Source organism: Synechococcus sp. A15-44, assembly GCF_014280115.1.
In the GTDB taxonomy this organism is placed as follows: Bacteria; Cyanobacteriota; Cyanobacteriia; order PCC-6307; family Cyanobiaceae; genus Parasynechococcus.
Genome location: NZ_CP047938.1, coordinates 939970 through 953933, shown reverse-complemented (window position 1 = coordinate 953933; position 13964 = coordinate 939970). Strand labels below are relative to the sequence as shown.

Below are 13964 nucleotides of genomic sequence, written 5' to 3'. Positions count from 1 at the left end.
CCGGTGGAGTCCCATCAACGTGATTCCAACCACATCCGTGTCATGACGCTCGGCGAACTCTTTCTCGAAGCCATGTCCACCGGCGTGATCACCAACGGTGAGATGGCGTGGGTGACCGCCCGCCAAGATCAATTCACACGAACTGAGGAGGCTGCCGCTCAACGGCTGGGCCGGTTGATCGACGAAGGCACGATTCAGCTGGGTTGTCGCATGCCCATCGCCTGATTGAAGGCCTAGTGATGGTGTTTGCGTCGCCGCGAGTGACGACGCATCCGCTTCACCAAGCGGCCGCTGACGTAGCGGCTTTCAGCACACTCCAGCTGATTCCAACGCCATCCCAGCCAGGACAGCAGCACGACGATGGCAACGGCGATCAACCAACCCACGGGGACAACGGCTTAGGAGAACAACGCAGGAGACACAGGCTTCTGCAGCCCTTGCTCTTTCCCATCGTCGATGCAACAGGTGGGGATGCAGTCCAGGCAGGCCTGAACCGACTCAATGCGTTGTAGACCTGCCAACGCATCGCTGTCGCTGCTGCACCGCTCAGGAGTGATGGGCGCACGTTTCAGCGCTGACCGTCCTGATCGAGGCTGAACTCAAGCAACGCTGCCGTGAGCAAGGTCTTCATCGACTGCAGGGCCTCCTGCTCTCGGGGATCTGGCCCCCCGGGCCATTTCTCAAGGTGAAAGCTCACCGAGCGATGGAGCAGGCGAACAGCTTCAAGATCCAGATCGAACTGGAGGGTTGGGCGAGGCTCACTCATGGCTCCATTCTCCCCAACACCACGTTGACAACCCACAAGGGAACGAGTAGTACATAGTTACCAACCAGACAGCCATGGGCCTCGTCAACGCACCCCCGCCAAGCGCCTGGCCTCCGATGGGATCAGGGCAGCTCCGACCCAGCCGGTGCCTCATGGTGTGCCTCACCTGCCAGCACTTTCAGCACACCCTTGCCGAGGCAGGAGTCACCCAGCCGGCCTGCGCGCACCACCAACAGCGCATCCCCCAAGGAGCACACCTCACGCACCGCTGCCACCAATGGATGCAACGGCTGGAGAAGGAGATCGGCTGGAGTCCTGAAGGAGCCTGATTCGCCGCCCAACCTTCACAGCCAACACAGCAACAAAAAACCCCCTCCGAGAAGGGGGCTTTCCGATTCAGTTGATCTGAATCGTTTTGGCTGTTCCGAATGGAACAGGTTGATTCCAGATCAACCGATGGCAGGAGCCTGCAGAGCCACAGGAGTGGACTCAGCAGCAGCCAGGTCGAGGGGGAAGTTGTGAGCGTTGCGCTCGTGCTGCACTTCCATGCCGAGGTTGGCGCGGTTCAGCACATCAGCCCAGGTGTTCAGGACGCGGCCCTGACTATCCAGGATGGACTGGTTGAAGTTGAAGCCGTTCAGGTTGAAGGCCATGGTGCTGATGCCCATGGACGTGAACCAGATGCCGACAACAGGCCAGGCGCCCAGGAAGAAGTGAAGGCTACGGCTGTTGTTGAAGGAGGCGTATTGGAAGATCAGGCGACCGAAGTAACCGTGGGCAGCCACGATGTTGTAGGTCTCTTCCTCTTGACCGAACTTGTAGCCGTAGTTCTGGGACTCGGCCTCGGTGGTTTCACGCACCAGGGAGGAGGTCACCAGGGAACCGTGCATGGCGGAGAACAGGCTGCCGCCGAAAACACCTGCGACGCCCAGCATGTGGAAGGGGTGCATCAGGATGTTGTGCTCGGCCTGGAACACCAACATGAAGTTGAAGGTGCCGGAGATGCCCAGGGGCATGCCATCAGAGAAGGAACCCTGACCGAAGGGGTAGACCAGGAAAACAGCCATCGCTGCAGACAGCGGAGCGCTGTAGGCGACGCAGATCCAGGGGCGCATGCCCAGGCGGTAGGAGAGTTCCCACTGGCGACCCATGTAGGCAGAAATGCCGATGAGGAAGTGGAAGCAAACCAGCTGATAAGGGCCGCCGTTGTACAGCCACTCATCGAGGGAAGCAGCTTCCCAGATGGGGTAGAAGTGCAGGCCGATGGCGTTGGAAGACGGAATAACAGCACCGGAGATGATGTTGTTGCCGTAGATCAGGGAGCCAGCGACGGGCTCACGGATGCCATCGATATCAACCGGAGGAGCGGCGATAAAGGCAATGGTGAAGCAGATGGTGGCCGCCAGGAGGCAGGGAATCATCAGCACGCCGAACCAACCCACATAGATGCGGTTGTTGGTGTCGGTCACCCACTGACAAAAGGCTTCCCAATTGCTCTGGCGTCCGCTGCGAATTGCGGTGGACATGGAAGAAAAGAAGACGGATGAACCTCTCCCAAAAAAAAGGGACAGGTGGATCAAGTGTATGGACGGAACGTTCTGTTACATGACAACTCAACAATCAGAATCAGCTCTCAAAAAAACTTCATTAAGCGCTTTACTAAGTGTTCATGAAGTTGCATGAAGCAACCATTCGCGGGATTGCTGAACGAAGCCGTTCCAGTTCACCCGTTCCTCCTCTGCAGCCCGAGCCACCAGCAACGGTGCCTGCTGCTTCAGCGCCACAAGATCAAGCTCATCCACACCGGCATTGATCGCCAGCCAATCCGCCATGGAACGGCCCACCACACGGGTGAGGTAAGCGGCGCTGAGCGCCTGCATCGAACCAGCGATCAGCCAGCTCCCCCCATCGAGCTTGGCCAGCCCCAGCAAGGTCTGACCGGTCCACTCCACCACGCCCTGGGCGAGGGCCACCCGAGCCAGCTGGGCCGCTGCCTCCCTCAGCACATCGGGCTGCAGTGACGCCCCCCAGATCTCACCCATCTCCTTGATCATCAAACCGTTCGCCACGGCGACGGCGAGGAGATCCAGGCTGGCGATGGGGGAGGCCATCACCGACCCAGCCACCACCCACTGGGTGCGCTGCTGGATCTGCAGAAAGCGTTCACGCCGCAGCGATTCAAGGTCACGCTGCCAACGCCGGTGCAGTTCCGCCAACAGCCGCGGCCGCGTCTCGACTGCAGCCTGTTTCAGCGAACGGCGCAACGGTGCCAGCGCAGTGCGCAGCTGCATCGAAGACTCCTGAAACAGGATCCGCTCACGCCAGCGCTCGGGAAGGTCGTCCCGAACAGCCGCGACGGCATCGGTGGATGCGTCCTTCGCGTCGGTCGACACAAGCAGCCAGGCCGGCTGATCATCCGGCACCTGCTGCAGCCAGAGCAGATCCGAGGCCAGGAGTGGCGCCTGCAGGCTGAACAGGATCAGATCCTGATCCAGCAGGCCGCCGGGCCAGGAACGGCTGCCGTCGTCGGTGGTCAGGGGATGGCAGAGCGAAAGCGTCATCGGCGCCGGGCCAGCAAGAGAGCTGCTGAGGTCTGCCTCATTCGGTCCCTGAGAGCCCCCCAAGGCGACCATCGCCATGCGCACCGGACCGCAGCGGTCCAGCACCCGTTTCAGTTCAGCGCGACGGGCCAGATCGGCAGAGGGTTGCTGCTCAAAACGTGCGAATTGATCGAGCACCTCCTGGCACCGAGCGATCCATCCATCCAGAGAGACCGGCGCCGCAAACCGCGGCTGACTTGGCTTGCGGCCAAGCCAGATCACAACGCCACCAGCGGCCAGCAGACCCAGCCCCCCGCCGGGAACATGCATCACATCACTGATCAGCCACTGTCCAGCAAGCAGACCAGCTCCAGCCAGAGCCAACGGCCGCAGCAGCGACGACGGTGGCACCACCAGTTCTGGCCATGAAGCCGGGAGTTTCAACAGAACGGCTGCTGTAGCAGTGGCCCTTCTTAGCTCAACCCACCACCTGACACCAGAACTTCAGGCCAGAAACACGAGTTCTCCATAAGTTGGGAACAGGCCGGAGTCAGCCGTGACGCACAGTCATCCCATCGCGATGGTCGACAACCGCCAGGGGGTGCGCAGGGTTCTGATGGTGGCCCTGGGCCTGAACATCAGCATGTCGCTGCTGAAGCTTCTGGTGGGGGCCATGAGTGGTTCCCTGGCGGTGATCGCCGATGGCATGCACAGCGCCACCGATGCGTTGTCAAGCCTCACGGGACTGGTCACCAACAAACTGTCCGATCCGCGCCCCGACAGGGATCACCCCTACGGCCACCGCAAATACGAGGCGGTGGGAGCCCTGGGCATCGCTGGTTTCATCCTGTTCACAGCCCTTGAGATCCTGCTGCGTTCGGGGGAAAGGCTGCTCGAGGGCCTGCCACCGATCCGGGTGACCAGCCAGGAGCTGGTGCTGCTCACGCTGGTGCTGGGGTTCAACCTCCTGCTGGCGGGATATGAGCTGCGGGAAGGTCGGCGACTGAACAGCAACCTGCTCAAAGCGGATGCTCAACATGCGGCGAGCGACGTTTGGACCACCGTGGTGGTGCTGGTGGGCATGGCCGGGGCGGTGTGGCTGCAGGTGAACTGGCTCGACGTTGCACTGGCCATCCCCATGGCACTGCTTCTGATCCGTGTTTGCTGGCAGGTGCTGCGCGGCACCTTGCCCTGGCTGGTGGACCACATGGCGGTTGCGCCTGAAGCCATCTATGCCGAAGCCATGGCCACCGCAGGGGTGATGAACTGCCACGACATCGCCAGCCGGGGCGTTCTGGGCCAGCAGGTGTTCATCGAAATGCATATGGTTGTCGATGCAGACGACCTCACCAAGGCGCACCGGATCACCGAACAGGTGGAAGAGCGCTTGGACGAAAGCTTCGGGCCGGTGCGGTGCACCATTCATCTGGAACCCAAGGACTACGTGGAGGACGGGATCACCTACACCGGCGCCCATGGCTGAGGTCGACACCACAACCCATGCGCTCACTGGGCTGACCGAGCGTCAGCAGCGAGGACTGATTGAGGTGCTCGATGAAGTTCGCCGTGCCGACGGCTGGTCGTGGCAACTTCCTGTGTTGCTGCGGGAACGCTGCTGGTTGCGGCTGTCTCGAACTCCCCTAACCGAGCTGCATCGTTGGCTCCCTCCGGATGGGCGCGATGAAGCCCCGGAATTGATGCATTACCGGCGGTTGCTGCAGCAGGGGATGGATCCACTGTTGGCCCAACAGAACTGCTGGCATGACTTCGGCATCGAGGACTGCCAGAGGGCGCTGCAGGACTACTGGAACAGTCGTGACACAGCCATCCACGGCTGGACAGCGGAGCGATACCGACAACTGGTGAGCAGCTATCGCGAACGGATTGAGCGGGGGGTCACGGCGGTTCCGATGCTCGTGCTGGCTCGCGAGAACAGCGTTGAATGCCACCAGCTGCTCTGGATCACCGAAACCACCCCGGTGATGCGTCACACTTGCGCCTGATTCCAGGCCATGGGCCATGAGTGATTCCTACAGCGATCCCCAACAACAGGCGGGACAGGGAGACGGCGGCCGAGATGGTCAGCGCAGTCGTGGCAACCGTGGTGGCGGCCGTGAGGGCGGAGGCTTCCGGATTCGTCTGAGTGACAACGAAATGCGCTCAGCCCGGGCCCTGCAGGAGGCCTTCAATCTCCGCTCGACCGTGGCTGTGCTGGGTTTCGCGGTCCGCAGCCTTGGCCAAATGCTGGAGGACGGCCAACTCGACGCTCTGATCGAACAGCAGAAAAATCAGCCTGCCCGAGGTGGCCGGCGTGATGGTGGTGGTCGTGATGGTGGTGGTCGTGGCCGCCGCTCTGACGATGAGCGTGGTGGCCGCGGGTCCCGTCCGAATCCCTTTGCCCGGCCAGCCAAACCTCAGCCGGAGGCTGCAGCGGAACCGGTTGCCGAGCCGGAGTCCGAACCAGTGGTGGAGCCGGTGGTGGAGTCAGAGGCAACCGCCAGCGACGACACCAACACCACAGCAACCGAGGCCTGATTGATGAGCCGGCCAAGGGTTCTTTCCGGGGTGCAACCGACCGGAGCACTGCACCTCGGCAATTGGCTGGGTGCCATCCGCAATTGGGTTGATCTTCAGGAGACCCACGACACCTTTGTTTGTGTTGTGGATCTCCATGCCATCACCGTTCCCCATGACCCCAGCCGCCTGGCTGAGGACACCCGTTCCACAGCAGCGCTCTACCTGGCCTGTGGCATGGACCCCAAACGCTGTTCGGTGTTTGTGCAGAGCCAGGTGGCAGCCCACAGCGAACTGTGCTGGTTGCTGAATTGCGTCACGCCGCTCAACTGGCTGGAGCGGATGATTCAGTTCAAGGAGAAAGCGGTGAAGCAGGGGGACAACGTCTCCGTGGGCCTGCTGGACTATCCGGTGTTGATGGCCGCCGACATTCTTGTCTACGACGCTGACCTGGTGCCCGTCGGTGAGGACCAGAAGCAGCACCTGGAGCTGGCGCGCGACATTGCCCAGCAGCGCATCAATGCTCGTTTCGGCAGCAAGGACACGCCGGTGCTCAAAGTGCCCAAACCGCTGATCCTCAAGGAGGGGGCACGGGTGATGAGCCTGACGGATGCTTGCAGCAAGATGAGCAAGAGCGATCCCAACGAGGGGAGTCGCATCACGCTTCTGGACCCTCCGGAGCTGATCACCAAAAAGATCAAACGCGCCAAGACCGATCCAGAGCGTGGCCTCGAATTCGGCAACCCCGATCGACCGGAAACCGACAACCTGCTTGGGCTCTACGCAATCCTGAGCGGCAAGGGGCGGGAGCAGGCCGCCACTGAATGCGCCGAGATGGGTTGGGGACAGTTCAAGCCGCTGCTGGCCGAAGCCACCGTGAGCGCGCTGGAACCCATCCAGGCCCGCTACCGGGAGCTGATGCAAGACCCCACAGAGCTCGATCAGGTGCTGAGAACAGGCCGTGAGAAGGCCGAAACGGTGGCCAACGCCACGCTTGAACGGGTTCGGGATGCCTTGGGCTTCGCCCGGCCAGCCTGATCAGAAACAAAGAGAAGCATTAGCTGCTCTGATCAATGCGACGGCCATGGGCTCAAGCCATGGCCCCTGAGGCCTGAGGGAGACAACGTCAGCCACAGAAGCGAGTCTCGCAAGACTCTCAGCCTTCTCTCAGCTGCATATACACAGCACAGACAACGCGTCAACCCCTCAGGCGCCGATCTCGCGTCCAGACCTCGTGGGCCAGCACTGTGATCGTCCACCTGATTGTTCTGCGTGCATCGCCTTTTTTCTGCGTTCAGCCCAGCCAAACGTTGGAGCCGGCCTGTCGTCGGTGCAGCCCTGACCGCAGGATTGGTGCTGTCCGCAGGAGCCCAACAGCCGCTGAAGAACGCAGAGGCGCCCGCAGAACAGGCAGAGCAAAGCGCCACCAGCAGCCGCGCCACCCTGTCCTCCGGCAAAGAGGGTGGTCGTTACGAGCTGACACCCGAGCGACGCGCCCTGCTCAACACCATTCGCTACGCCGAGGGCACCTGGAAAGACGGCGAAGACAAGGGCTACCGGATCACGTATGGCGGCGGGCAGTTTCAGGACCTCTCACGTCATCCCGAACGAGTGATCGTGAAGCGCTACACCAGCGCCGCAGCGGGGGCCTATCAATTCCTGCCCAAGACCTGGAAGGGCGTGGCGAAGGAGCTCAAGCTGTCCAGCTTCGAGCCCAGGCACCAGGACCAAGCCGCTCTGCACCTTGTTGAGCGTCGCGGTGCTCTCAAGGAAATCGACCGGAAAGGGCTGACCAGAAACGCCATGGCGAAGCTGGCGCCCGAATGGGCATCCTTCCCCACCTGGACCGGACGCTCCGCCTACGGTCAACCGGTGAAGAGCCCTCAGGACCTGGCGAGCTTCTACAGCAGCAACCTGCGCCAGCTGCGCAATCAGCTCGGGGCCTGAGGCGAACGGTTCGACCCCAACCTCGCGGCCAGAGCCCACACCTCCGTGACCAATCCGTGCCACGGGTTCATCACCTCCATCGAGACCGCTATGGGCTGCGTTGATGCAGCCACAAGAGAGCGTGTTGCAGCAATGGCCTTCTTGCCCTCCTGCAGCCGCTCCTGCATGCGTTGGCGCTCCCGCAACGGCATCACCTCCTCCGGACAGGCCTGCAGAAGCTCCTCACCGCGCTGAAACCAATGCTCGAAGTCATCGAGCAGGGATGCCAGCAACTCATCCAACAGTGCGCCAGCTTCCTGATTGGTTGACTCACCCACCTGATGTCCTCGGGTCTCGCCCATAGGATGGCGGGCCCTGAACCTGAACCGGTGAGCAGCGCTGCAGCAACCACCCCAGCCCCTTCAGCACCGGTGGTTCTGCCCAAGACCAGCGAAAGCGATCAACTGCTGAAGATTCGCCACTCGATAAGCCATGTGATGGCCATGGCTGTGCAGCAGTTGTTTCCCAAGGCGCGCGTCACCATCGGCCCCTGGACCGAAACAGGTTTCTATTACGACTTCGACAATCCCGATCCCTTCACCGAGGCCGACCTGAAGGCCATCAAGAAAGGAATGATCAAGATCATCAACAAAAAGCTGCCTCTCGAACGCGTCGAGGTGAGCCGCAACGAGGCCGAGGAAAAAATCAAAGCCCAGAACGAGCCCTACAAGCTCGAGATTCTTGAAGGATTGCAGGAGCCGATCACCCTCTACACCCTTGGTGAGGACTGGTGGGACCTCTGTGCTGGCCCCCACGTGGATCACACCGGCCAACTCAATGCCAAGGCCTTCGAGCTGGAAAGCGTGGCAGGCGCTTACTGGCGAGGCGATGAAACCAAAGCGCAGTTGCAACGCATCTACGGCACGGCCTGGGAAACCCCGGAACAGCTGGCGGAACACAAACGTCGCAAGGAAGAAGCGCTTCGCCGCGACCACCGCCGCATCGGCAAAGACCTCGACCTCTTCTCGATCGAGGATGAGGCCGGGGCTGGTCTGGTGTTCTGGCACCCCCGCGGTGCCCGCATGCGCCTGTTGATCGAGGAGTTCTGGCGCCAGGCCCACTTCGAGGGCGGATACGAGCTCCTTTACACCCCCCACGTGGCGGACATCAGCCTGTGGAAGACCTCAGGCCACCTCGACTTCTACGCCGAGAGCATGTTCGGCCCAATGGAGGTGGACGAACGGGAGTACCAGCTCAAGCCGATGAACTGCCCGTTCCACGTGCTCACCTACGCCAGCAAACTGCGCAGCTACCGGGAACTGCCGATCCGCTGGGCGGAGCTTGGAACGGTGTATCGCTACGAGCGGCCCGGTGTGATGCACGGTCTGATGCGGGTGCGGGGCTTCACCCAGGACGATGCTCACGTGTTCTGCCTGCCGGAGCAGATCAGCGACGAGATCCTGAAGATCCTCGATCTCACCGAACGGATTCTCTCCGCCTTCGATTTCAGCAATTACGAGATCAACCTCTCCACCCGCCCCGAGAAGTCCATCGGCGATGACGCCGTCTGGGACCTGGCCACCAAGGGACTGATTGAAGCCCTGGAGCGCAAGGGTTGGGCCTACAAAATCGATGGGGGAGGCGGTGCGTTCTACGGCCCGAAAATCGACCTCAAGATCGAAGACGCCATCGGCCGGATGTGGCAGTGCTCCACGATCCAACTGGATTTCAATCTGCCGGAACGGTTCGAGCTCGACTACATCGCCGCCGACGGCAGCAAGCAGCGGCCGATCATGATCCACCGCGCCATCTTCGGTTCGCTGGAGCGGTTCTTCGGGATCATGACCGAGAACTACGCCGGCGATTACCCCTTCTGGCTGGCCCCCGAGCAGGTGCGTCTGCTGCCGGTCACCGACGAGGTGCAGCCCTACGCCGACCAAGTGTTGGACCAACTCACCAAAGCTGGCGTTCGCGCCACGATCGACCACAGCGGTGACCGGCTCGGCAAGTTGATCCGCACCGGCGAACAGATGAAGATCCCCGTGCTGGCGGTCATCGGTGCCAAGGAAGCGGAGCAGAACGCCGTGAGCCTTCGCAGCCGACGGGACGGTGACCTCGGGGTCACAGCGGTGGCCGACCTTCTCAGTGCTGCCCGGATGGCCAACAGCGAGCGCGCCGCGGGCCTGGAGCTGAACCGATGACGGAGTCCCCTGTGCAGCACCTGGCCGATCTCGCGCGGCTGCGGGGAGCGCCGGAGTTGGCTCCCCAGATCAGAAATGAGCTGCGAGCAGAACTCGATCAGGCGATGGCCCAGGCCAGCTGGTTCACCATCGGCGTCATGGCCCCGTCCAGGGAGCAGGCCCTCACAGCGCTGCGCAGCCTCGAGCAAAGCCAACAGTGGGAGCCGCTGGAGCTCGTCGACAGCCCAGAGGAGCTGGGCCCTGTTTTCCTGAAAGCCAATCAGAAGGGGGGCACGATCCGCATTCGGATCGAGCACGGCCTTGGCGAAGGAATTCTGATCAGTGGCCACGGTGACGACGACACCACGCCAAGCACCACCTGGGGACCGCTTCCACTGGACTTCTTCTCCTGAGCCAACCACGCTGGTAGGAGTTGCCGCAGCCCTTGATGGCCACCACCACACTCCTGGCGGGGGACATGGGAGGCACCAAGACTCTGCTTGCTCTCTACGGGAGTGAGGCGGGCCAACTACGCCTGCTCCATCAGGAACGCTTCCGCTCGGGAGAATGGCCATCCCTTGAGCCGATGCTCGAGGCCTTCCTCAACAATCGCCCCGCTGATCTTCCGGCTCCAGCGCATGCCTGCATCGCCGTTGCCGGCCCGGTGCGACACAGGGAGGCCAGGATCACCAACCTGCCCTGGCGGTTGCGGGAGGCCGACCTGGCGCGGGCTGCGGGCATGGAACAGCTCGAGCTGGTGAATGATTTCGGCGTACTGATTTACGGGCTGCCCCATTTCGACAGCCATCAGCAGGTGATCCTTCAGAAGGGCCACCAAGACAAGGGCCCCCTGGCCATTCTTGGGGCAGGCACCGGTCTCGGCATGGCGCGAGGCCTGCAGAGCGAACAGGGACTGGTGGCCCTGGCGAGCGAAGGAGGGCACCGCGAATTTGCTCCGCGCAACGAAGCGGAATGGGAGCTGGCCTCCTGGCTCAAACAAGACCTCGGCGTCAGCCGCCTTTCGATCGAACGCATCGTGAGTGGCACCGGCCTGGGGCATGTGGCCCACTGGCTGCTTCAGAAACCCGATGCCGCCATGCACCCCCTGCGCAGCGTGGCTGAGGCTTGGCGGCGCAACAGCTCCAACGATCTTCCCGCTCAGGTGAGCGTTGCCGCTGAAGGGGGTGATCCCTTGATGCAACGCGCCTTACAGCTTTGGCTGGAGGCCTATGGCTCAGCGGCAGGCGATCTTGCCCTTCAGGAACTCTGCACAGGAGGCCTCTGGGTTGGCGGGGGCACCGCATCAAAACAATTGAAAGGACTGCAATCCGCCAGCTTTCTCAATGCGATGCGCGACAAGGGACGCTTCCGCGAACTGATCGAAGGGATGCAGGTCACAGCGGTGATCGATCCCGATGCCGGACTGTTCAGTGCAGCCTGTCGCGCCCGGATGCTGGCGGAGTCAGGTGGGACACTGGCCTGAGCAGAGGATCAGCGATGGCGCAGCCGCGCATCGGTCAGAAAGTGGTCGTGGACGTCCCGGCAACCACAGCCAATCTCGGCCCTGGATTTGACTGCCTCGGTGCAGCCCTTGATCTGAACAACCGCTTCGCGATGCGGCGGATCGAAGGGGGCGGTGAACGATTTGAGCTGATTATTGAGGGAACGGAAGGCAGTCACCTCCGGGGTGGGCCGGAGAACCTCGTTTACCGAGCGGCACAACGGGTGTGGAAAGCAGCTGGGCTGGAACCCGTCGCCCTTGAGGCACGGGTGCGTCTTGCCGTGCCGCCGGCACGGGGGCTGGGCAGCAGTGCGACGGCGATCGTGGCGGGATTGATGGGAGCCAATGCCCTTGTCGGTGAGCCTCTCTCCAAGGAGAAGCTGCTGGAGCTGGCCATCGATATCGAAGGTCACCCGGACAACGTTGTGCCCTCCCTTCTGGGGGGCCTCTGCATGACCGCCAAGGCCGCCTCTCAGCGCTGGCGCGTGGTGCGTTGCGAATGGACGCCGAGCGTGAAGGCCGTCGTGGCGATTCCATCGATTCGCCTGAGCACAAGCGAAGCCCGCCGGGCCATGCCCAAGGCCATCCCCGTTGGCGACGCTGTGGTCAATCTGGGTGCTCTGACACTGCTGCTGCAAGGGCTGCGCACCGGCAATGGTGATCTGATCTCCGACGGCATGCACGATCGCTTGCACGAGCCTTACCGCTGGCGCCTGATCAAAGGCGGCGACCAGGTCAAACAGGCCGCCATGGACGCGGGAGCCTGGGGTTGCGCCATCAGCGGAGCTGGACCAAGCGTTCTGGCTCTGTGCGAGGAAGACAAAGGCCCAGCCGTCAGCCGAGCCATGGTCAAAGCCTGGGAGGCTGCCGGGGTCGCCAGCCGCGCGCCGGTGCTGAATTTGCAGACCTCAGGCAGCCACTGGCAACCGGCCGACGATGGGTAGATCCACCTAGACAGGGCATTCAGCCCTGTTAGCTTCGTTAAAGATTGCGGACACGGAATGGATGCTGGGTTAGCAGAGCTTGCTGTCTCGGGCAGTCCTTTCCCTTGGTTGTCGCTGATTGTGCTGTTGCCTGCGGCAGCAGCTCTGGTGCTGCCACTGGTTCCGAGCAGCGAAGAGAAGCCATCCCCTGCGCCCAAGATCATCACCCTGGTCGTCCTTCTGGTCGATCTTCTTTTGATGATGGGGGTGTTTGCCACCCGCTTCGACCCCAGCACTGAAGGGCTGCAGCTGGTGGAGCGGGTGAGCTGGCTCCCAGCACTCGGCCTCGAATGGTCCCTTGGTGTGGATGGTCTTTCAGCACCTCTTGTGGTGCTCAGCGGCCTGGTCACGTTCCTGTCTGTGGCGGCCAGCTGGTCGGTTCAGCGCAAATCACGGCTGTACTTCGCCCTGATGCTTGTTCAGGCCTCAGCCCAGGGCCTGGTGTTTCTGTCGCAGGACTTCCTGCTCTTCTTCCTGGCCTGGGAGCTGGAACTGGTTCCCGTCTACCTGCTGATTGCCATCTGGGGTGGACAGAACCGCCAGTACGCCGCCACCAAATTCATCCTCTACACCGCCCTGGCCTCTCTGCTGATCCTGATCAGCGGCCTGGCACTGGCCCTCTCCGGTGACACGTTCACCTTCAACATCACGGAACTGGCGGCCCGTTCCCCAGGCGGCAGCTTCGGCCTGTTGTGTTACGTGGGCTTCCTGATTGGCTTCGGCGTGAAACTGCCGATGTTCCCTCTCCACACCTGGCTGCCCGATGCCCACGGTGAGGCCAACGCTCCGGTGTCGATGCTGCTGGCCGGGGTGCTCCTCAAGATGGGCGGCTACGCCCTGCTGCGCTTCAACGTGCAGATGCTTCCTGAAGCGCACGCCACCCTGGCGCCAGCCCTGGTGATCCTTGGGATCGTGAACATCGTTTACGGCGCGCTCAACGCCTTCGCCCAGGACAACGTGAAACGCAGGATTGCCTGCAGTTCCGTGAGCCACATGGGCTTTGTGCTAGTGGGGATCGGTGCCGTTGATGCCCTGGGAATCAGCGGAGCCATGCTCCAGATGGTGAGCCATGGCCTGATCGCAGCCGCGATGTTCTTCGTGACGGGCGTGTTCTACGAGCGAACCAAGACCCTCTCGATCCCCAACATGGGCGGTCTGGCCAAGGCGCTGCCCATCACGTTTGCCTTCTTCCTGGCCAGCTCCCTGGCGTCGCTGGCGCTGCCGGGCATGAGTGGCTTCATCAGTGAAATCACCGTGTTCCTCGGCATCACCAGCCAGGAAGCCTTCACGTCCGTGTTCCGATCGATCACCGTTCTGCTGGCCGCCATCGGACTGGTGCTCACACCGATTTATCTGCTCTCCATGTGCCGACGGGTGTTCTTCGGCCCCAGGATTCCGGCCCTGGCCAGCGTCGCTGACATGCGCCCCAGGGAGCTGGTGATTGGCCTGAGCCTGCTGGTGCCAACCCTGGTGATCGGCATCTGGCCCCGCATTGCCATGGACCTCTACGAAGCTTCCACCAACGCTCTGGCCCTGCAGTTCATTGCCAGCTGA

17 protein-coding genes are annotated in these 13964 nt (G+C 62.2%); 11 read left to right on the top strand and 6 right to left on the bottom strand.

Features of this window, described 5'->3' with window-relative positions; translation table 11 throughout:
• Positions 1 to 42: 42 nt before the first annotated feature.
• On the top strand, positions 43 to 225 hold the full coding sequence (locus SynA1544_RS05260) for a hypothetical protein (RefSeq protein WP_186515082.1): 183 nt from the start codon (positions 43 to 45) through the stop codon (positions 223 to 225).
• 8 nt (positions 226 to 233) lie between these two features.
• On the opposite strand, the gene SynA1544_RS05255 is transcribed toward SynA1544_RS05260, so the two are convergent.
• From SynA1544_RS05255 to SynA1544_RS05235, 5 genes are all read right to left on the bottom strand, one after another.
• On the bottom strand, positions 234 to 386 hold the full coding sequence (locus SynA1544_RS05255) for a hypothetical protein (protein ID WP_186515081.1): 153 nt from the start codon (positions 384 to 386) through the stop codon (positions 234 to 236).
• A gap of 182 nt (positions 387 to 568) precedes the next feature.
• Positions 569 to 766, bottom strand: coding sequence for a hypothetical protein (locus SynA1544_RS05250; RefSeq protein ID WP_006851951.1), 198 nt, complete (start codon positions 764 to 766; stop codon positions 569 to 571).
• A gap of 122 nt (positions 767 to 888) precedes the next feature.
• Positions 889 to 1107, bottom strand: coding sequence for a hypothetical protein (locus SynA1544_RS05245; protein ID WP_186515080.1), 219 nt, complete (start codon positions 1105 to 1107; stop codon positions 889 to 891).
• A gap of 108 nt (positions 1108 to 1215) precedes the next feature.
• Positions 1216 to 2292 carry a photosystem II q(b) protein gene (gene psbA, locus SynA1544_RS05240; RefSeq protein ID WP_006850794.1) on the bottom strand — a complete coding sequence of 359 codons (1077 nt, stop codon included), beginning with the start codon at positions 2290 to 2292 and terminating at the stop codon, positions 1216 to 1218.
• Positions 2293 to 2433: 141 nt separating this feature from the next.
• Positions 2434 to 3750: a YcjF family protein gene (locus SynA1544_RS05235; RefSeq protein ID WP_186515079.1), complete on the bottom strand. Its 1317-nt coding sequence runs from the start codon at positions 3748 to 3750 to the stop codon at positions 2434 to 2436.
• Between the two features lie 136 nt (positions 3751 to 3886).
• On the opposite strand from SynA1544_RS05235, the gene SynA1544_RS05230 reads away from it, so the two are divergent.
• The 5 genes from SynA1544_RS05230 (at position 3887) to SynA1544_RS05210 (ending at position 7767) form a co-directional block, all read left to right on the top strand.
• The gene (locus SynA1544_RS05230; RefSeq protein WP_186515466.1) at positions 3887 to 4789 is read left to right on the top strand and encodes a cation diffusion facilitator family transporter; all 903 of its coding nucleotides are present in this window, start codon (positions 3887 to 3889) and stop codon (positions 4787 to 4789) included.
• Positions 4782 to 5309, top strand: a complete 528-nt coding sequence (locus tag SynA1544_RS05225) for a hypothetical protein (protein ID WP_186515078.1) — start codon at positions 4782 to 4784, stop codon at positions 5307 to 5309. Before SynA1544_RS05230 ends, SynA1544_RS05225 begins: the two co-directional genes overlap by 8 nt.
• A 16-nt stretch (positions 5310 to 5325) precedes the next feature.
• Positions 5326 to 5841 carry a hypothetical protein gene (locus SynA1544_RS05220; RefSeq protein ID WP_186515077.1) on the top strand — a complete coding sequence of 172 codons (516 nt, stop codon included), beginning with the start codon at positions 5326 to 5328 and terminating at the stop codon, positions 5839 to 5841.
• 3 nt (positions 5842 to 5844) lie between these two features.
• A complete protein-coding gene (gene trpS / locus SynA1544_RS05215; protein ID WP_186515076.1) occupies positions 5845 to 6858 on the top strand; it encodes a tryptophan--tRNA ligase in 1014 nt (337 codons plus the stop codon).
• Between the two features lie 234 nt (positions 6859 to 7092).
• Complete coding sequence (locus tag SynA1544_RS05210) at positions 7093 to 7767, top strand: glycoside hydrolase family 104 protein (RefSeq protein WP_186515075.1); 675 nt, start codon at positions 7093 to 7095, stop codon at positions 7765 to 7767.
• On the opposite strand, the gene SynA1544_RS05205 is transcribed toward SynA1544_RS05210, so the two are convergent.
• Complete coding sequence (locus SynA1544_RS05205) at positions 7752 to 8108, bottom strand: DUF2605 family protein (protein WP_186515074.1); 357 nt, start codon at positions 8106 to 8108, stop codon at positions 7752 to 7754. The two genes, SynA1544_RS05210 and SynA1544_RS05205, sit on opposite strands and share 16 nt — an antisense overlap.
• 3 nt (positions 8109 to 8111) lie before the next feature.
• Between SynA1544_RS05205 and thrS the strand changes: the two genes are divergently transcribed.
• From thrS to SynA1544_RS05180, 5 genes are read left to right on the top strand one after another with little or no spacing between them, the layout of a single operon-like run.
• Positions 8112 to 9947 carry a threonine--tRNA ligase gene (gene thrS / locus SynA1544_RS05200; protein ID WP_186515073.1) on the top strand — a complete coding sequence of 612 codons (1836 nt, stop codon included), beginning with the start codon at positions 8112 to 8114 and terminating at the stop codon, positions 9945 to 9947.
• On the top strand, positions 9944 to 10339 hold the full coding sequence (locus tag SynA1544_RS05195) for a DUF1824 family protein (protein WP_186515072.1): 396 nt from the start codon (positions 9944 to 9946) through the stop codon (positions 10337 to 10339). The genes thrS and SynA1544_RS05195 overlap by 4 nt, the downstream gene beginning before the upstream one ends.
• Before the next feature lie 35 nt (positions 10340 to 10374).
• Positions 10375 to 11409 carry a glucokinase gene (gene glk / locus SynA1544_RS05190; RefSeq protein ID WP_186515071.1) on the top strand — a complete coding sequence of 345 codons (1035 nt, stop codon included), beginning with the start codon at positions 10375 to 10377 and terminating at the stop codon, positions 11407 to 11409.
• Positions 11410 to 11423: 14 nt separating this feature from the next.
• Complete coding sequence (thrB, locus tag SynA1544_RS05185) at positions 11424 to 12371, top strand: homoserine kinase (RefSeq protein ID WP_186515070.1); 948 nt, start codon at positions 11424 to 11426, stop codon at positions 12369 to 12371.
• Between the two features lie 57 nt (positions 12372 to 12428).
• Positions 12429 to 13964: an NAD(P)H-quinone oxidoreductase subunit 4 gene (locus SynA1544_RS05180; RefSeq protein WP_114988316.1), complete on the top strand. Its 1536-nt coding sequence runs from the start codon at positions 12429 to 12431 to the stop codon at positions 13962 to 13964.